This window comes from Aeromonas sp. 102P (genome assembly GCF_051920345.1).
In the GTDB taxonomy this organism is placed as follows: domain Bacteria; phylum Pseudomonadota; class Gammaproteobacteria; order Enterobacterales; family Aeromonadaceae; genus Aeromonas; species Aeromonas veronii.
Genome location: NZ_JBQBCZ010000001.1, coordinates 3,544,477 through 3,563,858 on the forward strand (window position 1 = coordinate 3,544,477; position 19,382 = coordinate 3,563,858).

General features: G+C 60.9%; 12 protein-coding genes and 2 tRNA genes. 5 read left to right on the forward strand and 9 right to left on the reverse strand.

The features are described 5' to 3' along the window. Window positions 1–45: 45 nt before the first annotated feature. Genes dhbA through ACTG1K_RS16550 form a run of 4 tightly spaced genes read right to left on the reverse strand, consistent with a single transcriptional unit; the run spans window position 46 to window position 4,530 of the window. Entirely contained in the window at window positions 46–807 is a 762-nt protein-coding gene (dhbA, locus tag ACTG1K_RS16535; RefSeq protein WP_440006058.1) for a 2,3-dihydro-2,3-dihydroxybenzoate dehydrogenase, read from the reverse strand. Beyond that, complete coding sequence (locus ACTG1K_RS16540) at window positions 804–1,736, reverse strand: isochorismatase family protein (protein ID WP_440006059.1); 933 nt, start codon at window positions 1,734–1,736, stop codon at window positions 804–806. The genes dhbA and ACTG1K_RS16540 overlap by 4 nt, the downstream gene beginning before the upstream one ends. After that, the gene (locus ACTG1K_RS16545; protein WP_440006061.1) at window positions 1,733–3,385 is read right to left on the reverse strand and encodes a (2,3-dihydroxybenzoyl)adenylate synthase; all 1,653 of its coding nucleotides are present in this window, start codon (window positions 3,383–3,385) and stop codon (window positions 1,733–1,735) included. The genes ACTG1K_RS16540 and ACTG1K_RS16545 overlap by 4 nt, the downstream gene beginning before the upstream one ends. After that, window positions 3,382–4,530, reverse strand: a complete 1,149-nt coding sequence (locus ACTG1K_RS16550; RefSeq protein ID WP_440006063.1) for an isochorismate synthase — start codon at window positions 4,528–4,530, stop codon at window positions 3,382–3,384. The genes ACTG1K_RS16545 and ACTG1K_RS16550 overlap by 4 nt, the downstream gene beginning before the upstream one ends. Before the next feature lie 266 nt (window positions 4,531–4,796). Between ACTG1K_RS16550 and ACTG1K_RS16555 the strand changes: the two genes are divergently transcribed. Together ACTG1K_RS16555 and ACTG1K_RS16560 are read left to right on the forward strand one after the other, a co-directional pair. Continuing rightward, a complete protein-coding gene (locus ACTG1K_RS16555) occupies window positions 4,797–6,749 on the forward strand; it encodes a TonB-dependent receptor domain-containing protein (RefSeq protein ID WP_236357321.1) in 1,953 nt (650 codons plus the stop codon). Between the two features lie 126 nt (window positions 6,750–6,875). Then, entirely contained in the window at window positions 6,876–7,940 is a 1,065-nt protein-coding gene (locus ACTG1K_RS16560) for a 3-deoxy-7-phosphoheptulonate synthase (protein WP_338771646.1), read from the forward strand. 73 nt (window positions 7,941–8,013) lie between these two features. Here ACTG1K_RS16560 and ACTG1K_RS16565 read toward each other — a convergent pair whose 3' ends face one another. The 3 genes from ACTG1K_RS16565 to ACTG1K_RS16575 form a co-directional block, all read right to left on the reverse strand. After that, entirely contained in the window at window positions 8,014–9,012 is a 999-nt protein-coding gene (locus ACTG1K_RS16565) for a LacI family DNA-binding transcriptional regulator (protein WP_005350588.1), read from the reverse strand. A gap of 177 nt (window positions 9,013–9,189) precedes the next feature. Next, window positions 9,190–11,091 (reverse strand): transglycosylase SLT domain-containing protein, encoded by a 1,902-nt coding sequence (locus ACTG1K_RS16570; protein ID WP_040066126.1) that lies wholly within the window; start codon window positions 11,089–11,091, stop codon window positions 9,190–9,192. 99 nt (window positions 11,092–11,190) lie between these two features. Continuing rightward, the gene (locus ACTG1K_RS16575) at window positions 11,191–13,695 is read right to left on the reverse strand and encodes a putative bifunctional diguanylate cyclase/phosphodiesterase (RefSeq protein ID WP_021231088.1); all 2,505 of its coding nucleotides are present in this window, start codon (window positions 13,693–13,695) and stop codon (window positions 11,191–11,193) included. A gap of 368 nt (window positions 13,696–14,063) precedes the next feature. Here ACTG1K_RS16575 and hpf point away from each other — a divergent pair, with 368 nt between their 5' ends. Next, window positions 14,064–14,402, forward strand: a complete 339-nt coding sequence (gene hpf, locus ACTG1K_RS16580) for a ribosome hibernation-promoting factor, HPF/YfiA family (RefSeq protein WP_005334257.1) — start codon at window positions 14,064–14,066, stop codon at window positions 14,400–14,402. 111 nt (window positions 14,403–14,513) lie between these two features. Here the strand turns inward: hpf and ACTG1K_RS16585 are convergent, their stop codons facing one another. Continuing rightward, the gene (locus ACTG1K_RS16585; protein ID WP_201903705.1) at window positions 14,514–15,023 is read right to left on the reverse strand and encodes a VC2046/SO_2500 family protein; all 510 of its coding nucleotides are present in this window, start codon (window positions 15,021–15,023) and stop codon (window positions 14,514–14,516) included. Window positions 15,024–15,147: 124 nt separating this feature from the next. On the opposite strand from ACTG1K_RS16585, the gene ACTG1K_RS16590 reads away from it, so the two are divergent. Together ACTG1K_RS16590 and ACTG1K_RS16595 are read left to right on the forward strand one after the other, a co-directional pair. Further along, window positions 15,148–15,232, forward strand: a tRNA-Tyr gene (locus tag ACTG1K_RS16590). A gap of 34 nt (window positions 15,233–15,266) precedes the next feature. Continuing rightward, window positions 15,267–15,351: transfer RNA gene (locus ACTG1K_RS16595), tRNA-Tyr, on the forward strand. Window positions 15,352–15,528: 177 nt separating this feature from the next. Here ACTG1K_RS16595 and tamB read toward each other — a convergent pair. Then, on the reverse strand, window positions 15,529–19,329 hold the full coding sequence (gene tamB / locus ACTG1K_RS16600) for an autotransporter assembly complex protein TamB (RefSeq protein WP_440006065.1): 3,801 nt from the start codon (window positions 19,327–19,329) through the stop codon (window positions 15,529–15,531). Window positions 19,330–19,382: the final 53 nt, after the last annotated feature.

Here is a 19,382-nt window from a genome sequence, read left to right on the forward strand (position 1 = left end):
TTCTCCGGGAATGCCCCGAGTGAACAACCTACAGAGAGATCACAGCTAGACCCCCAGGGTGGCACCGCCATCGACCACCAGATCCTGCAGGGTGATATGGCTGGCCGCATCGGAGGCGAGAAACAGCACGCAGGCTGCAACCTCGTCTGGAGTTCCCAATTTGCCAAGGGGGATCCCCAGCTTGAATTGCCCGGGCAGACCCGCGATGGTTCGCTGCTCTCCTTCGCGCTGTTCCCCCTCCTGCCACATGCCGTACAGCATGGGGGTACGGGTCGAGCCCGGCGACACCAGATTGCAGCGCACCCCATAGGGGGCGAGTTCCAGCCCTGCCGTTTGGGTGAGGCTGGTCAGCGCCGCCTTGGAGGCGCCATAGATGCCCATCCCCACTCGCGGCACCCGACCGGCATTGGAAGAGACATTGACGATGGCACCCCTGCGCCGTCCCTGAAACCAGGGGGTCAGGGCCCGCATCAGGTAGAAGGGGGCGAAGGTGTTGATGGCGAAGGTGCGCTGCAAGAGGGCGTCATCCACCTCATCGAGCCTGCCGGTCGCCAATACGCCAGCGACATTGACCAGCACATCGGGCCCCAGCCCCTCGTCCAGCAGCTGTTCGCAGCAGCGGGTCACAGCCTCGCTGTCGCTCACATCGATCACCACCCCCTTCACGTTGCCGGGCAGTGCCTCGGCCAGTTGCAGATCGAACGCCACCACGCTGGCCCCCGCCTCGGCAAAGGTGCGAGCCACCGCATGGCCAATTCCCTGCGCCGCGCCGGTCACCCAGACGGTTCTGCCTTGCCACTCGCTCATGGGGTGCACTCCGGTTCGCTGATGTGCTCTTCGTTAACCTGATAAGCCGTGTTCTGACTGACATTAAGCTGACGGGAGAGGAGCGCCCACCAATGGGCCAGGGTCGGCGTGCGGGCCAGCTCGGCCAGATCCACCACCAGCTCCTGCTGACGCCACTCTTCCACCAGTCCCATCACCGCCAGCGAGTCGAGACCGTAGTCGAGCAGGTTGTCATCCTCGGTGGGCTGCTCCTGCTGCATCTCGGCGGGCAGCCGTGCCAACACCTGAGCACGTAGTGACTCGCGAGTCAGAGGGCGTTTGCTGGCCGCCATCACCTCGGCCACGGTAATCACCCGACCGGCATTGCGGCTGACGTAGGAGAGCGCCAGCAGATGATCTTCGCGGGAAAAATCGGCGATGGCATCAGCCACCAGGAAGGGGCGGATATCGCGCATAAAGGCATCGACCGCCGTCTGCATCACCCCGATATGGCCGTAGATGCCGCAGATCACCAGCTGATCCCGCCCCCATCCGGCCATCAGCTCCACCAGCGGTGAGCGGCAAAAAGCGCTGTAGCGCCACTTGGTCAGCACCGTATCCTGCGGCTCGGGCGCCAGCGCCGAAACAATCGGCTGACGCTCCGGCGCTCGGGTCAACCCCGGCCCCCACATGTCGTTGAGCAGCGCCCGATCGGCCTGACTCTGCTCGGCGGGCTGGGCGGTATAGACCACCGGCATGCCAAGAGCTCGCGCCTGACGGATCAAGGTGGCGATATGGTCGATGACCTGATTGATCAGCGGATTGTCCACCCCGTAGAAATCGACGAAATAGTGCTGCATATCGTGGACCAGCAAGGCGGCGCGGCCCGGTTCGAAAGGCCAGTTCACCCGCCCGGTAGGCAGCTCCTCAGCGGTGGGCAGCGGATAGGCGGCGAGGGATTGAATGGTCATGCACACTCCTTGGCGAGCTGCTCGCGCAGCCTCTGTTTGTCTATCTTGCCGACCGGGGTGTGGGGCAGTTGCTCCACCAGCACCAGGCGATCGGGCAGTTTGTAATCGGCCACCCCCTGCTCGCGCAGGAAACGGCGCAAGCGGGGCAGATTGAGGGGCTCGCGGCACATCAAAAAGGCGCAGCTGCGCTCCCCGAGCATGGGATCCGGCATGGCGACCAGCGCCGCCTGCCGTACCTCCGGGTGGGTCAGCAACAGCTCTTCAATCTCGAGGGCGTCGATCTTCTCTCCGCCCCGGTTGATCTGATCCTTGTTGCGCCCCACCACCATCAGATGGCCGTCGGGCAAGCGGCAGACCAGATCGCCGGTGCAGTAGAAACCGTCCCGGTCGAAGGCACGCTGATTGTGGGCATCGGCCTTGAAGTAACCACGAAAGGTGTAGGGGCCACGCGTCCAGAGCTCGCCGCACTCACCATCGGGCAAGGGGCGCCCGTCGCTATCCCGCACCTCGACCTCGTCGCCCGGGCTCATCGGGCAACCCTGGGTATTGACGATGTGCCACTGGTCATCCTCGGTGCGGGTGTAGTTGACCAGCCCCTCGGCCATGCCGAACACCTGCTGCAAGCGGCAGCCGAGGCGGCTCGCCACCGCCTCGGCGTGAGCCGGGCTGAGGCGCGCACCGCCCACCTGCACACACTCCAGAGAGGTCTGCGGATAGTGGCTGGCCGCCTCCAGCCAGAGCGCCAGAGCCGGTGGCACCAGCGCCGCCCAGTTGACCTGATGGCGCTGCACCAGCGGCAGACAGGTTGCGGCGGAAGGATCCTTTGCCAGCACCACGCAGCCACCGGCATAAAACACCCCGAGTGCCCCGGGGGAGCTCAGGGGAAAGTTGTGGGGCGCTGGCAGAGCGCAGAGATAGATCACCCGCTCATCCCAGCCGCACACCTCTACGCTCTGGCGCACGCTGTAGCCATAGTCATCGTGGGTACGGGGGATCAGTTTGGGGGTGCCGGTGCTGCCGCCGGAGAGCTGGAAAAAAGCGACCTGATCGGCTGGAGTCGGTGTAGGGGTTGGTGCAGTGGCCGCCGGCGGCGAACCATCAGCACGGGCTATGGGGTCAGGCTGATGCCATGCAAATCCCGACTGAAGATCGGAGCCTTCAGCCTGCTCGAACTGCAGTGTCTGGCAGGAAGGAGATACCAGCTCATCAAGGGCCACGAGGCTTCCCGCTTCACCGGCAAAGCCGGGGTGAGAGGGGCTTAGTACCAGCAAGGCGGGCTCAATCTGGCGGGCAAAGGCCACCAGCTCGCGCCGTTGATGGCTGTAGAGGGCATACACCGCCACCACGCCGCAGCGGATCAGGGCAAACCAGCAGATATAGAACTCGGCGCAGTTGGGCAACTGCACCAGCGCGGTATCGCCATGACCCAGCCCGCGCGCGGCCAGCCGCGCCGCCAGTGCATCGACCTCACGCTTTAACTGGCCATAACTGAGGGTGCGTTCGCCACAGATCAGGGCCGTGCGCTCGGGATAACGTTCGGCAGAGTCATCGAGCAGGGCGGTGAGCGGTTGTCCGCGCCACCACCCTTGTGCCCGGTAGTGGGCTGCCAGCTCGGCGGGCCAGGGGGTAAAGGGCACCAGCAGCTTCATGCGGTTACCTCCGGCTCCCGGCTTTCGAGGCCGAAGGCGCGCAGCATGGTGCCGAGCTTGGCGGCTGTCTCCTGCCACTCCGCTTCCGGCGAAGAGCCCACCACCACCCCGGCGCCGGCATAGAGCCGCAGTTGCCTGCCAGCCAGCACGCCACAGCGGATGGTGACCACCCACTCGCCATTGCCATCAGCATCCATCCAGCCGACGGCGCCGCAGTAGAAGCGGCGATCGTATCCCTCAAGCCGGGCGATGGCCTGACGTGCAGCCGAGAGCGGCGTGCCGCATACCGCCGGTGTCGGGTGCAGTGCCAGCGCCAGTGCCAGAACGGGAGAAGGCTCATGGAGCCGTCCGGCAATGCGGGTCGAGAGGTGCCACATGGTAGGAGTGGCGATCACCTGCGGCTCCAGAGGGACGTCCAGCTCGCGACAGAAGGGAGCGAGGGCGGCAGCGACCGCATCGGCCACCAGCGCATGTTCATAGCGATCCTTCTGCGCCCCCAACAGTTCGACACAGGCCGCCTGTTGATCGGAAAACGCGTGGCGCGGACGGGAACCCGCCAGCGGATTGCTCACCACTTCCATCTCGCTGCGTGACACCAGCAGCTCGGGACTCGCACCAAGCAGGGTCTCCCCATCCGGCAGCGGGATCTGGAACACATAGGCGCCCGGGTTCTGGGCCAGCAGAGAGCCATAGGCGTGTGCGGGGGAGGTCTGCTCTGCGCTCTGCACATCAATGGCGCGCGACAACACCACTTTCTCTAGTTGCCCCTCGCTGAACTGCTGCAACGCTGCCCGCACCGCCCCCTGATAGTGGGCGGAGCCGGTCACTTCGCTCACCTCGCCATGGAGCTGGCAACAGCGGGCGGGTAACAACGCATCTCGTTTGACCCACTGCGATTGCGCCGGGATCACCAGATGCCAGGGGGATTGGGTATCAAACGGAATGGCGCCGATGGCGATGGGATTGGCCATCCCCTGCTGACGCAACTGACGCAGATGAGCGAGCAGCTTCTCCGGTGGGATGCCGCTAAAACTGTCGTGGATACCGGAAGCGACCAGAACCCTGTCACCGCTGGCAAAACAGCACACTTTATCCAGCCCGACCGCTGTGGCGGGCCACTCTCCTTCCAGTGCATGGTCACACATGACGGTGCTACTCCTTGGAATGAATCACTGCCTGACACGACTTAAAGTGAGTCATTTGACTCACCAGATGTCAGGGTGAACGGCATCCTAACAAGGAGCGAAAAAACGATCAATACAAATGAGAATCAATTTCATCAACTTCTTTTTAGTCAAAAGCAGGTGACGAACGAAACTGAACTTCGCCGATAAAAAAGAGTTGCGATCGGAGCAAATTCAACTTGATAATGATAACGCTTATCATTTGTATATTATGGAAGATGTAAATAATGAAATCCTCAACCTCCAGTTTTATTGCTCCCAGCCTGCTGGCCACCACCATCGTCACTCTGCTGACCCAGCAAGCGATCGCCGCCAGCAACGCCCCTCAAGCCGATGAGGTGATCACCGTCACCACCACGGCGCACAATACCCGCTCGGCACCGGCCTCTATCTCTGTCATCACGGCCGAACAGATCGCCGCCGCGCCGGTCAATGACCTTGCCGACCTGCTGCGCCACGAAGTGGGCATTCAGGCTGAAGCTGACACCAATGGCCGCAGCGATATCGGCATTCGCGGCATGTCCGGCAAATACACCCTGGTACTGGTCGATGGCAAACGCCTCTCCTCCTCCAATGCCCTGTGGCGCGGCGGCAACTTCGACAACACTCCCGTGCCCCTTGGCATGATCCAGCGGGTCGAGGTGATCCGTGGCCCCATGTCGGCACTTTACGGCTCCGATGCCATCGGTGGTGTCATCAACATCATCACCAAGCAGCCGGGCAAAACCTGGCAAGGGGCGGCCGATGCCGACTTCAAAGCCATCGAGGGCAAGGATGGCGGCGATCAGCACAGAACCAACCTGGGCTTTACCGGCCCGCTGACCGACAACCTGCTGATCCGGATGAACGGCGAGGTGTATGATCGTCAAGCCTGGACCCCCACCGAAGCTGCTGACGGCATCCCCCTTATCGAAGCCAAACAGACCCGCAACTTCGCCTCCACCCTCAGCTGGCTGGTGGATGAGCAGCAGCGCTTCGAGTTGGATTACCTCTACAACCAGGATGAGCGGCCTCTCGATATCTTCCGCAAAACCGGCAACAAGGTGCACAGCCGCCAGCAGCAAAACGATCGCAACCTGTTTGGTCTGACTCACAAGGGGAACTGGAGCTGGGGTGACACCACCGTCATGGCCAACTACGAGAGCTCCCAGATCGACGACTTCAACACCAGCTACTCTGCCCCACAGCAGCGGGAGCTGGAAGAGAACACCTTGACCCTCAAGGGCTATACCAACCTGGCGCTGGCCAACCACTACCTGACCCTGGGTGGTGAATATCTGGACCGGGAGCTGGTGGATGCGGTGAGCTACAAGGATATCGGCGGCAAGGAGAGTCACTCTCAGGAGGCGCTGTTCGCCCAGGATGAAATTGGCCTGACCGACAGCCTGACCTTCACGCTGGGCGGCCGTTACGATCACCACGAGATCTACGGCAGCCACTTCACCCCGCGCGGCTATCTGGTCTATGAGATGAACGATGTGGTGACAGTGAAAGGCGGTGTCAGCCAGGCCTTCAAGGCACCGGCACCACACCAGTACTCCAACGGTTACAGCATCGAGAGCTGCGGCGGCAGCTGCCGCATCTATGGCAGTGACAAGGTCAAGCCGGAAACCAGCACCAACTACGAGCTGGGTGTCATCGCAGGAGAAGGGATCTGGGAAACCAGCGCCACCCTGTTCTACTCCGACATCGACGACATGCTCACCTTCAAACAGCTGCCGAACTCCACTGACCGCACCTGGTACAACCTGGAGAAAGCCACCACCAAGGGGTTGGAGCTGACCGGCAAGCTCGATCTGACCGACAATATCAACCTTGGCGCCAACTACACCTACCTCAAGGCGGAAGGCGATCAGGGTCAGGCTCTGCCCGAGCGGCCGGAGCACAAGGCCAACGCCAAGATCACCTGGCAGGCCACCGAGCGGGTCAATGCCTTTGTCGGCACCACCTACACCGGCACCCAGTTTGCCGAGCAGACCGTCAACAAGGTTGTCGTACTGCACAAGCTGCCCAGCTATCAGACCTTCGATCTCGGCACCGGCTTCAAGGTCACCGAGAACTTTGACCTGCGACTGGGGATCAACAACCTGACCGACGTGCGTCTGCAAGAGAAAGACACCGTCTTCCAGAACGTCGAACCGGGTCGCAGCTACTACGTCAGCGGCTCAGCCCGCTTCTAAGGTAGCCAAGGCCGATATAACAGAGCGCGGGCCCATGCCCGCGCTCTATTAACCAAGAGAATAAGGGGAAGATCCCCACTGGACAGCAAAGAGCATGCAGATTTCCATTTGTCATCAGGATCGCTCATGTTCACCTCACTTCTGAATGCTTCACCCCTTGCCACATTGCCCACCCCTGACGAGATGTTAAAGGCCAGACCCTGTCCGGCACGGCTTACTCGCCAAATCGCACGCAGCCGCCAGCAAGCCCGCCATATTCTGCAAGGAGAGGATGAGCGCCTGCTGCTGGTGATCGGCCCCTGCTCCATTCACGATCCGGCAGCCGCCCGCGACTATGGTGGCCGGCTCGCTGAACTGCAGGGCCAATACGGGGAGCAACTGCAACTGGTGATGCGCACCTATTTCGAAAAGCCGCGCACGACGCTCGGCTGGAAAGGATTTATCTTCGATCCCGACCTCGATGGCAGCGATCAACTGGAAAAGGGACTAACCCAGGCCCGGGAGTTACTGTTGGCCCTTGGACAGGAAGGGCTCGCCTGTGCCACCGAATTTCTCGATCTCACCAGCATGCTCTATCTGGGGGATCTCATCAGCTGGGGTGCCATCGGTGCTCGCACCACCGAATCCCAGCTCCACCGCCAGCTAGCCTCCGCTCTCCCCTGCCCCATCGGTTTTAAAAATGGTACCGACGGCAATATCCGGATCGCGGTCGAGGCGATCCTCGCCAGCCGGGCGGCCCACCTCTATACCCAGCCTTCCGGTGATGGCCAGCTGGCACTGGTGCGCAGCCATGGCAACCCCGACTGTCATCTGATCCTGCGCGGTGGCCGCCAACCCAACTATCAGAGCAATCATGTGACAGAGGCTGGCGACTTGCTGCGCCAGCATCATCTGTCACCCCGGCTGATGATCGATTGCAGCCACGGCAACAGCCAGAAACAACATGCCCGCCAGCTGCTGGTTGCCCGTGACATTGCCGACCAGCTGGGTGCTGGTAGCCATGCCATCGCCGCCATCATGGTGGAAAGTTTTATCTGCGAAGGGCGTCAGGATATCGGCAGCAAACCGCTGCGCTACGGCCAGTCGATCACCGATAGCTGCATCAGCTGGGAGCAGACGCGGGTAGTGCTCGATACCCTTGCCGAAGGGGTGGAAGCGCGCCGCCAGCAGCGCATTGCCCTGGCGGGGTAAACCGGAACTTGCCTGTGGCAGATAAAGATATGGCCCCGACGGGGCCATATTGCTCTGAACCTCTCGCCGCACGTCAGGCGACTGACTCACGCTCAACCAGCTGGGCTTCAAACTTGAGCGCCAGGCCGTCCACCGGCTTGTGATCGAGCAGACGCAGCGCCAGCTCGGCTGCACGGCTACCCATCTCCTCGATGGGGTAGCGCACCGTGGTGAGCTTGGGATAGATGTAGCGGGCGTAGGGGATATCGTCGAACCCCACCACCGACACCTGCTGCGGGATCTTGTAACCCCGCTCCAGCAGGCAAGAGATGGCGCCGGCCACCATACCGTCGTTGAAACCGAGCACGGCAGTGAACTCGACACCACGGGCCAGCAATTCACTCATCGCCACATAGCCGCCATTTTCGTCGGCATAGGCGCGGCTGACGAGAGCAGGATCAAAGGCGATCCCGGCTCTCGCCAGAGTTTGGGTGTAACCGGCCATCCGCTGCTGACCATCGACAAACTCTTCATCATCGGAGGTGATAAAGGCGATGTTGCGATGACCGGCATCCAGCAAGTGCTGGCACGCGGTGGTGATCCCCGCCTGGTTATCGAGCCAGACGCAGCGATCTTCCGCGCCCGGCACCTGACGGTTGATGAAAACGATGGGGGTAGAGCCAGCCGCCAGCTCGCTCAGCTCCTCGTCCGGAAGCGCCTTGCTGTGGAGGATCAGCGCATCGCACTGGCGCTGCAGCAGCGCCTGAATGGCGTGACGCTCGCGCGCGATATCGTGGTTGCCAGACATGACGATGGTGAACTTGTTGGCCTGATCGACCATGGTTTCGATGCCACGCATCATCTGGGCAAAGAAGGGGCCGCCGCAGAGGTCGCCAACCAGCACGCCAATGCAGTTGGAACGCTTGCTGACCAGTGCCTGGGCAAAACTGTTGGGTCGAAAATTCAGTTCCTTCATGGCCGCCAGTACGGCCTCACGCTTTTCCGGTGCTACCTGTGCCGTGTTGTTGATAACCCGCGACACGGTGGAGATAGACACATTTGCCAGCTGAGAAACGTCTTTAATCGTTGCCACTATCCATTCCTTTATTGTGGGGGAACCTGTCGGTGCCGACGCCCGAGTATACCCTGCGGCCTAATGCAATTCCCGGAGCCAGGTCACCAGGCATGTTTCCTTTGGTAACAAAACCTTACCCGATGATACCCGGCAGCAGGGAAATTTGAAAACAGGGGCCGGCTGGCGGCCCCCGACTCAATAGGCGTGATTGAGCTCCCGCTCTGACATGAAGCGCAGCGGCTGCTGCAGCTTGTGCTGATAGATGAGATCGAACGACAACACGTTTTGCACGTAGTTGCGGGTCTCCTTGTAGGGGATGCTCTCGACCCACACGTCCATCGGCTTGTTGTCACTCTGCTCTCGCCAGCGTTTTACCCGTCCCGGCCCGGCGTTGTAGGCGGCCGCCGCCAGGATCCGGTTGCCATCATAGACATCCAGCAAGCGTTTGAGATAGGCGCTTCCCAGACGAATATTCATCGTCGGATCAAACAGTTGCTGCTCGTTGCGATAGGGCACCCCCAGCTTGCCGGCTGTCTCTTTGGCAGTGGCCGGCATCAGCTGCATCAGACCGCGCGCCCCCACCGGCGACTGGGCCAGCGGATAGAGGGCACTCTCCTGACGGGATATGGCATAGAGCAAACTGGTGTTCATGGTGCGCTCTTGCGCCATCTGGGAGAAGGTGCGCTTGAGCGGCAGCGGGAAGCGCAGGTCGAGGGCATCCCACGCCTCGGCGCGAATACTAGCGAGAATGGCCAGCTCGTGCCAGCCCTGATTGAGGGCGATATGACCAAACTCGATGCGCTGGGCCACCGGATTGCGATCCATATTGTGGATCCACTCCGAACGGGCCGCCGCAATCTCGTTCATCGACAGCAGCTCGCGGACCCGCAACAGGAAGGGCCAGCGCTGGCTGGCCGTGCGCCAGTCCGGTACATGCTTGACGCTCTGGTTCTTGATGCGATAAGGCACCCCGGTGCGCTGGGCGGCCATAAAGCCGTAGAAACCGCGCAGGTTGGCAGTCTCCAGATAGAGATCCCGCGCCGGTTTTTGCTGCCCCTGCACCTCAAGGGAGCGCGCCATCCAGTAGCGCCAGCGATCCTCTTTCTGACGGGCCATCGGCATCATCTTCACCCAACCCGAGAGGCCACGCCAATCCTGCTCCCAGATAGCCAGTCGCGCCCGCAGCTCGGTAATGTCGGGATCCGCCAGCTTTTTCACCGTGCTGTCGACCCAGCTGCGCTGGGCTATGGAGCGATCCAGCAGCAGGCGGCGGGCAATGGCACGCTCTACCGGTTTCACCTCGGCCTGGGTCAGGCCGAAACGGCTGCGAAACAGAGCAAGCTGGCGCAGCACCGACTCCGGCTCCTGATTGGCATAGCGGGTCAAACCGAGGGAGAGCAGCTTGCGGGAATAGGGGTTGCTGCTGAAATAGGCCGGGTTCATCGCCTTGGCGGGCTGCTCGAACAGGGTCACCATCTGATCGCCATAGCTCTGCAAGCCGCTACCCAGGGTCGCGCCAAGGTGGCGGATCAGATTGGGGTTTTCCGCCTCGAACGCCAGCGTCATCCGCTGCCAGATCTTCTCCTGGGTTCGCTGACCGGATGCCTGCCACAGCTGGAACAGCGGTGAGCAGGCATCCGGACGGGATTGACCGCTCATCCAGATCTTGCCAGCCCCCTGCAACGCCTCTTTCGGCTTGCCGGTGTAATAGAGCGCCTGATAGTGCATGCAGAGCAGATCGGTGGAGCTCGGCTTGGCCGGATAGAAGCGCAGGAACTGCGACCACTGCTGGCTCTGGGCCAGATAGGTCAGATAGCTGCGCTCCAGCCGGTTGGACTGGGGGGTATCTCCATGCTGGCGGATAAAGCGGGTCACATCGTTGTAGTCGGCCGCCCCGGGCCGAAAGGCGAGTTGATAGTAATCGAGGTAAGGGAGCAGGGGGTAATGGGTCAACCGGGCACGAATTTGCTGGAAACGGGCCTGATCATTGGCCCGTACGGCGTCATACGCCTGACGGTAGAGCGTCTGGTCGGCAGTCTGCGCCATCAGGGTCGGCACAAACAGCGCCGACAAAACAATTCCCCATACAGCTTTCACTGAACATCTCCATTGAGGGCAATACACCGCCCGGTGGCGGTGGGTCTACTGCCTCTCATTCTACCCATTGCCGGGCAGCGCTACAGCAGGGAGCAGGGACTATTTTTCTGACTCGCTCAGCTGCATTTCACGCAGTTGCTCCGGTCTGGTCAGCCGCTGTACATATTTCTCCAGATAGGGCACCGGCAGCGGCTTGGAAGCGAGATAGCCCTGATAGAAACTGCACCCCTGCGCCTTGAGAAACTCCAGTTGCTGACGGGACTCCACCCCTTCCGCCGTGACGTTGAACCCCATATGTCGCGCCATGGCGATCACCGCCTCGACGATGGCCATGTTATCGCCATCTTTCGGGATGTCCTGAATGAAGGAGCGGTCGATCTTGAGCTCATCGGCAGGCAGCCGCTTGAGGTAGCTCAGAGAGGAGTAACCGGCACCAAAATCGTCGATGGCAAAGCTGATGCCGAGCTCCTTGAGCTCGGTCATCTTGCTGATGGTGTCCTCGGCATGGCCCAGCACCACGGACTCGGTGATCTCCAGATTGAGGCAGGCCGGATCCATGCCGGTTTGCGCCAACACATCGTGGATCCGCTCGACAAAATCGGTGGCATGGAACTGCTTGGCACTGACGTTGACCGAGATCTGCGGAATGTGGATGCCGTTCTCCTCCCACAGCACATACTGGGCGCACGCCTCGTGCAGCACCCAGTTGCCGATATCGACAATCAGGTCCGTCTCCTCGGCGATGGGTATAAACTCGGCCGGCGAGACCAGCGAGCGACCGGCCGGCTGCCAGCGAATGAGCGCCTCGACACCGATGATATCGCCGCCATCGACCATATGCTGGGGCTGATAGTAGAGGGTCAGCTCTTGCTGGCTGAGGGCGTTGCGCAATTCGTTGTGAATGAGCAGACGGCGATCCGCCTGCTGCTGCATCGAGGCATCGAAGAAGCGACGGGTCTTGCGGCCAGCGGACTTGGCCTGATACATGGCGGTATCCGCCTGCTTGAGCAGATCATCGACCCCCTGCTCCCGATCCGGAAACAGGGTAATGCCGACGCTGGCACCGATGTGCAGCACCTGCCCCACATAGGTATAAGGAGCGGCAATCTCGGTGATGAGCCGCTCGGCAATGATATCGGCCTGCATCTCCGCCTGGGGCGGGCTGGCCGAGAGCGATGGCAGCAACAGAACAAACTCGTCACCACCGAGGCGGGCCAGACAATCCCCCTGTCGCACCAACCGTTTGAGACGGGCGGCGACCTCCTTGAGCAGCCAGTCACCGGTGGCGTGGCCGAGGGAGTCGTTGATGGTCTTGAAGTGGTCGAGATCGATAAAGAGCAGCGCGCCAATCAAGCCATCGCGGGTCGCCTCGTTGAAGGTCTGCACCAGAGTCTCGTGGAGCTGACGGCGATTGGGCAATCCGGTCAGCTCGTCGTAATAGGCGAGATCCTGAATGCGTCGCTCGGCCGCCTTGCGCTCGGAGATATCCTCGAAGCAGATGACAAAGTGGCTGATCACCCCCTTCTCGTCCTGCACCGGCGTCACTATCTCCCACTGGGGATAGGTGTGACCATCGACATGGCGACGCTGGGTCTCCCCCTGCCAGCGGCTGAGGGTATTGAGCTCGTAGCCGAGCCCACCCAGATTGGGCCAGAGATCCTCTTCCAGATGCAGGCCCAGCACCGATTGGCTGTCAAAGCCGGTGATCTGGCTGAAGGCGTTGTTGACCCGCAGGATCTTGAACCCAGGATCCGTGATGATGATCCCTTCGTGGGTCTCGAATGCGACGGCAGAGAGGCGCATTTGTGCATCGGATTGCAGGCGCTCCAGCTCGGCCACCATCCGTACCGAGAAGGTATTGAGCACCGAGGTGAGGTTGCTGGTATCTGCCGGAGCCGAATAGAGCAGCGCCAGATGGCCCAGAAGTTGGCCTCTGGCATCAAACAGCGGCTGACCATAATAAGTCTGCCCGGCCGCCAGCCAGGGTTGATACTCCTGCGACTCGTCGATCACCTCGAAACAGATGGCCCCCTGCTTATAGAGCTCCTGACAGGGGGAGCCCGCCAGCGGATAGTCCTTCTGCGCCAGCCCGTCGGCGGCCAGCACTTTGACCCGGTCGGCACCGCACAACTCACCCACCCAGACCGCATCCACCTTGAGGATATGGGCCAGCTGGCTGACCAGGGTATTGAAGAAATCGAGCCCGGTGCGGGCAGAGAGCGCCTGCGCCAACTGGGTGAGCAGGGTGGTTTGCAGCAACGGCAAAGAGAGATTGAGGGAGGAGACCGCACTGTTGGCGGTATCAAGAGGGGCCAGCCAGCCACAGCAGATCTGCTGGGTGGGCACAAACTGGCCACTCCAGAGCACATGGTTGAGCTGCCCCTGATCATCTTTCAGATGACCGATGAACTGTTCAGGCAGATGTGATTCATGAAGCCGGACAAGAAAATCGGCAAAGCCTGCCTCATCTTCCGGTAACAGGCGAGCGGCCCAGGGATGATTGCCCTCTCCTTGCCACTGCTGGTAGGCCCCCTGATCAGAGAGACTCCACTGATCATGTTGCCGATCGAAAAACCACATGACTTGCGTGGCCTGCTGCTTCATTTACCACTCCAACACAACAACCAACCACGTTTGATGTCCAATCAGGCATAGCAACGCCCCCAGCATCCGCTCATCAGATCAGAGGTTGCGAGGGAAGAGTACAAACATGCGATATCAAGCAGTGGAAACCGGACATGAGGTCGACACGAAGTGCTGCCAAGAAGGGACAGAAACGATCCTATTCCCGTCATACTGCCTGCCAGTTTCATGGAGCTCAAGCTGTTTTTGGCACGAAACCGGAAAAGATCACAATTTATAAGTTGCCGAATAGCCAAGGGAAGGTTATGTGACATAGATCACATTTCAATCTTTACCAATGAGTAATCTGAAGGTGAAGACACAAGCAAGACGACCCGAAGGGGGCCAATATGAAAATCGAAATTACCAGCAAAATCATCGACATCACCCCGGCTATCCGCGAGCGCATCGAATCCCGTTTTGAAAAGCTCGAACGTCTTCAGGTGCCTCTCATCACACCCCATGTGATTGTTTCCAAAGAGCGTCTGATGTTCACTGTCGAAGCCAGTGCTGGCATCCCCAACGGCAAACTGTTTGCCCAGGCAGAGCATGAGGATCTCTACGCCGCCATCAACGAACTGGGGCAAAAACTGGAGCGCCAACTCAACCGTCACACCGAAAAGCCGATTGCCCGTCGTGCCAATGCAGCGCTCAAAGAGCAGCCGCAACCGGATGAAGCTGACGCTTGATAGCATGCCGCAAGGCTAAAAATTCCAAAGAGCATAAAGGCGGGGTCACCCGCCTTTTTGTTGCCTGTGATTTGCCGACAAGCATCGCGTTACGTCAGTGAACAGGCGCCATCAACTGAGCCAGTGCAACCGGGTATCCACTCCCTGTTGCAAACGGTCGAGGATCGGCAGCAATACCAGCGGATCCTCCTGGCGTGGCATATCGGCCAGCTTTCCTTGCAACCGCTCCCGCGCCAGCGGTGACAGGTTGTCGTAGACAGCCTCATCCAGCAGCGGCTGTTTGACCGCCAGCGGCGGTGTTTGCAGCGCCAGCCAGAGCCGCACATCCACCATGCTTCCCCCTTGCTGCAACCGCTCATTGATGGCACTGCAGTCACTCCCCGCCCCTTCAGCCACCAGCACCTCTGCCGGTCTCAGCGCAAAGTGCAGACGCCAGTCACGGCTCTGGGGAGTGGCCGCCGGTTTGGCATCAAACCAGGGCTGCTCCTCCACCGCGTCGGTCAGCAGGGCCAGATGCAACCGGAAATCAGCCCGATCCCCATGCTGCAGGTCACGGTTGAGGCGCTGCCCCAACTGGCCCTCATCAACGAGCAGGTGATTACGGATTGAACTGGGCAGCATGAGATAACTCTCGAAAATGGCGATTTCACTGGTTATCGGCCATAAATCCAATTCTTTTAATGGAAAAATCCTGCTTGGGGGTTCACAAAACCGGAAGATCTGTTAGTATGCGCCTCGCACTTGTGGAGGGGTTCCCGAGCGGCCAAAGGGATCAGACTGTAAATCTGACGGCTCTGCCTTCGAAGGTTCGAATCCTTCTCCCTCCACCATTTCAAGTGCGACAAGTTGAAAGCAATACCCCGTGGAGGGGTTCCCGAGCGGCCAAAGGGATCAGACTGTAAATCTGACGGCTCTGCCTTCGAAGGTTCGAATCCTTCTCCCTCCACCATCATTCAGAAAACCCGGCCTGGCGCCGGGTTTTCACATTTATAGCCCGCCGCAATCCATTCTCCCTCTGCACTCCAGTCCCTTATCGTCATTTACCTGCAGCCGATCGCGCAATAAAAAAACGGGAGGTCTGCGCCTCCCGTTTACGTTCATATCAGCCCTGTTACGGGATGAAGCGTTACAGAGTAAAGCGATAGAAGATATCGACCGCCTGAGCCACCCCGCTCATCGCCTGCAGATAGAGCCGTGGCAATACCTCGTAGCGCAGCTTGAACTCGGCGATGGGGCTGAAGACCCCGACCCCGTACTGGAACTGCAAACCCGGCAGCAGATAGGCCGATAAAGTCACCTGGGTGTTGTCGCCACTGCCCGCCGTATCAAGGGAGACATCGCTCATCCCCAGCGACTCGCCGATACTCGACACCACGCCATTGGCCTGACTCACCGCGCCGGCCACCAGCAGACCGTTGAAACCGCCATCCTCACCGCCAGTCTGCAACCCTTTGCCACGCAGCAGATAGGAGAGCTGTTCCGACTGCGCCATCTGCGGTTCGGAATAGACAGTGATTTCAGGCTTGCTGGCAGGGCCGGTCACCCGCACCCCGACCGTCACCTGACCTTCGATGGTATCGGGATCCCGGTTGGCCTCGATGTTGAGGAAGGGCCGATCCAGCGGACCGGAGAAGAGGATCCGCCCCTCCTTGATGATGAGGTTCTGACCGTAAGCCTTGAAGCGGCCGTTGGTCAGCACCAGCTGGCCATTGCCAGCCAGCGGTTTCTCGGGATCCTGACGGATATTGAGGCCACCGGAGACATCGGTCTTGAGCCCCATGGCATCAAGCTTCACATCGTTGCCAAGGCGGATCGCCACCTTCATCGCCAGCGGCAGGCTTGCCTGCTTGGGAGCCGGGGGCAGATCGTCATAGACCACAGTCACATCGTCGGAGACCGCCACCGCCGAATCCGGCAAGCTCTTGACCAGAATGCGCGCCCAGGGAATATCCACCTGACCGGTAATCCGGGTCTCCTCACCCAGCGACACCGCGATATCGGGAGAGACTCTGACCCGGCCCATGCCCGGATATTGTGCCTCCAGATCCTTACCCTGAATGGTGAGGCTGCCGCTGACCGGCATCTTGGCCCAACTGAGCCAGCCGCCCAACGCCAGCGGCCCCTTGCCCACAAGCATGGAGCCATCGAGCTCGGCGCGGTTGCCCTCGATCTTGAGGCGGGTCACCAGCTTGGTCAGGGTCACCATATCGGAGTGGGTCTGCACTTCACCGTCACGCAGGTTGAGCTGGCCAAACAGCAGGGGTGCCGCCAGCGTGCCGTCGAAGCGGGCATCGGCGGAGATGATCCCTTGCAGGGAGCGCACCTCAGGGATGAGCGGCGCGAAGGTATTGAGCTTGAGATCGTCAAACTTGAGCTGACCACCGAGCAGACCGCGACCGGCAGGCTCCCTGATCAGCAGATCGGTATCGATATTGCCGATCTGCTTGGAGGCAAAATCGAGGCGAATGGCCGCCTGCTGCCGCTCGAAATCCAGGGCCAGAGCCAGTTGCTGATAGTCGGTCTTGAGGCCATCTGCCACAAAAGTGCCCGGCGTGGTTCGCACCACCGCATGCAGGGTCGGCTGATTGCCACGCCAGCTGGCACGCCCATCGGCGGAGAGCATCGCCTGCCAGCGGAAGTTGTCCGGCAACCAGGGGCGCAGCCGCTTGAGATCAAACTCGCTCAGGGCAAACTCCAGAGTCCCCTGTGCAGCGGAAACCTGACTCCCCTTGACGCAGAGGCTGGCCCCCTGGGAGCCGAGGCAGAGATCCCCCATCGCCAGCCGCTGACGCGGCAGATCGAGATCCAGTGCCCAAGGGGAGCTCAAGTCCCAACGGCGCAGCGGGGTTTTCAGCTGCAACTCGGAGAGCGCCCCGCGCCAGTGATCCCCGCGCACGCCGCCACCCAGTTTGAGATTGGCCGCAACAGGGTCACCCTTCATGGTCAGGGTCAACAGATGCTGACTGATATCGCCGCTGAGGTTCAGGGCCAGCTGGCTGAGCTTGGTTTCCCCCTGTTTCAGCTGCGCCACCAACAACGCGAGCTCACCGGCCGGTTTGGCGCCGATCACCGCATTGCCCTTGAGACTAATACCCTTCAGGTCGGTGCCGGCGTAGTAGAGCCGCTCGGAGGCGAGATCCGCATCGATTTTTGGCGTCTGCTGATTGCCACTGACCTTCACCTGTCCCTTGATATCCCCTTTCAGGCCGGGATAGATGCCCCCCAGCTGGGGAGCCTGCAGGTTGGCATCGAGCTTCCACTGGGCGCTGCTGATACTGCCCTTGGCCTGCAACTGGTTGGGGCCACTTTGCAGCGAGAGCGCCGGGATCAGCCACTCCATCTTGTCGTTGCCGCTAAGCTCCCCCTTGAGGGCCAGCGGGTACTGGTTGAGCTTGCCATCCACCTTGAGCTTGGGCAGTTTCAGCTCCCAGTGGCCCGCTTCGTTCATCACGAAATGGCTCTCCAGCTCACCGGCCAGCGTCCCTTTCAGCTCGGGCAGCAGCTCGGCCGGATTGATCCCCTTGAACAGTGTGGTCCCCTGCCACTCAACCCCCTTGTTCCAGGCGAGCTTGCCATCGAGCTTGAGCTCCCCCTTGAGGGCATTGAGCTGCAAGGCGATCTTGCTGAGCCGCTCCAGATCCCCCTTCCCGTCCAGCGCAAGCTTGAAGGGGGGGACATCGGTCCCCTTGCCGGAGGTATTGAGGGCAAACTGGTAGCCGGAGAGCTTGCCCTTGGCGGTCAGGCTCCCCTTGTCCAGCCGATAGCTCGGCTCATCTTTGGCAGGCTTGTGAAGAGGCCAGCCGAGGCTCTTCCAGTCGAGGGCCAGATCAAAAGGGAGATCCGGGTCGAGGGCTGCCAGCGAGCCCTTGAGATTGGCGGCGACCGGCCCCTTGGCCGACAACACCAGCCCCAGCTTGCCGACCGAACCGTTCAGCGCCAGCGTGGCCTGCTCACCCTGCAGCTCGCCATCCAGCAGCCCCTTGCGGGCCTTGGCATCCAGCGTCACCGCCAGCGGGTAGTCGTCACTAAGCTGGATGTGTCCCTTGAGCGCTAGGTCAGCCATGGCGTGGCGCAGCGAGAGCTCGCGCACCTCGATACGATCATCGACGGCGGTGGCCGACAGTAGCAGCTTGTCGAGCCCTTCGGTCAGCTCGCCCTGCTTATATTGCACCCGGGTCGCGCTGACCCCTTCCAGCTGGATGGGGAAAGGAAGATGAATGGCGGGTAGGAGAATGGGGGCAGCCTTTGCCGTATTTGGAGCTGGCGCCCTTTTGCCCTGTTTGGGGGTATTGGCGCTGGCCTTGTCGTTGCGCGCCACCGCAGCTCCGGCTTGTTTCTCGCTAGCGGCCGGCTGCTTGGCAGATTTGGCTGTGTTGGAGGGTGCCACGTCATCCAGCATCACCGTCAGGTTATCGAGCACCGGGCCACGTACAATCAGCCCCTTGCGGTTGAGGGTGGCGCCGATATCGAGGGACCCCAGGGTCACGGCCACGCCGGGCACCGCCAGATCGAGATCCGCGACCTTGAGGCTGTCGACCTGAATTTTGAGTGGCAGCGGGCGCCAGACAAAGGGTTCGGATGGTTCTTCCGGTGCGGGCTCGGAGTCGGCTACCTTGACCACCGGATGGGTCACCGCCAGGGATTTTATCCAGAGCTTGCCCTGCAGCAACTTGCCGAGATCCCAGTCGAGCACGGCGCGATCCACCGTTACATCCACCAGCTCATCCTGCCAGCCGACCCCTTCCAGGGTCCAGCCATAACCAAGCTGACCGGCCACCAGCTCCCCCTTGAGGGAGGGCTGCGCCCCCTTGGCCTGTTGCCACAGCCACTTGTTGCCCTGATGGGTAAAGCCCAGCAGGCTGACGCCGATGAGCAGCAGGAACACCAGCCCCATCAGCCAGAGAAAAATGCGTTTTAGCCAGATCACAATGCAGACCCCCGCGCAAGATACAGCCGCAGCGGCCAAAGAAAAAAGCGTTT

Coding starts and splice junctions, on each gene's coding strand:
- ACTG1K_RS16575 (WP_021231088.1), bottom strand. CDS start 13,695: ATGAAGCAGCAGGCCACGCAAGTCATGTGGTTTTTCGATCGGCAACAT.
- ACTG1K_RS16555 (WP_236357321.1), top strand. CDS start 4,797: ATGAAATCCTCAACCTCCAGTTTTATTGCTCCCAGCCTGCTGGCCACC.
- ACTG1K_RS16540 (WP_440006059.1), bottom strand. CDS start 1,736: ATGACCATTCAATCCCTCGCCGCCTATCCGCTGCCCACCGCTGAGGAG.
- hpf (WP_005334257.1), top strand. CDS start 14,064: ATGAAAATCGAAATTACCAGCAAAATCATCGACATCACCCCGGCTATC.
- ACTG1K_RS16545 (WP_440006061.1), bottom strand. CDS start 3,385: ATGAAGCTGCTGGTGCCCTTTACCCCCTGGCCCGCCGAGCTGGCAGCC.
- ACTG1K_RS16585 (WP_201903705.1), bottom strand. CDS start 15,023: ATGCTGCCCAGTTCAATCCGTAATCACCTGCTCGTTGATGAGGGCCAG.
- dhbA (WP_440006058.1), bottom strand. CDS start 807: ATGAGCGAGTGGCAAGGCAGAACCGTCTGGGTGACCGGCGCGGCGCAG.
- ACTG1K_RS16550 (WP_440006063.1), bottom strand. CDS start 4,530: ATGTGTGACCATGCACTGGAAGGAGAGTGGCCCGCCACAGCGGTCGGG.
- ACTG1K_RS16560 (WP_338771646.1), top strand. CDS start 6,876: ATGTTCACCTCACTTCTGAATGCTTCACCCCTTGCCACATTGCCCACC.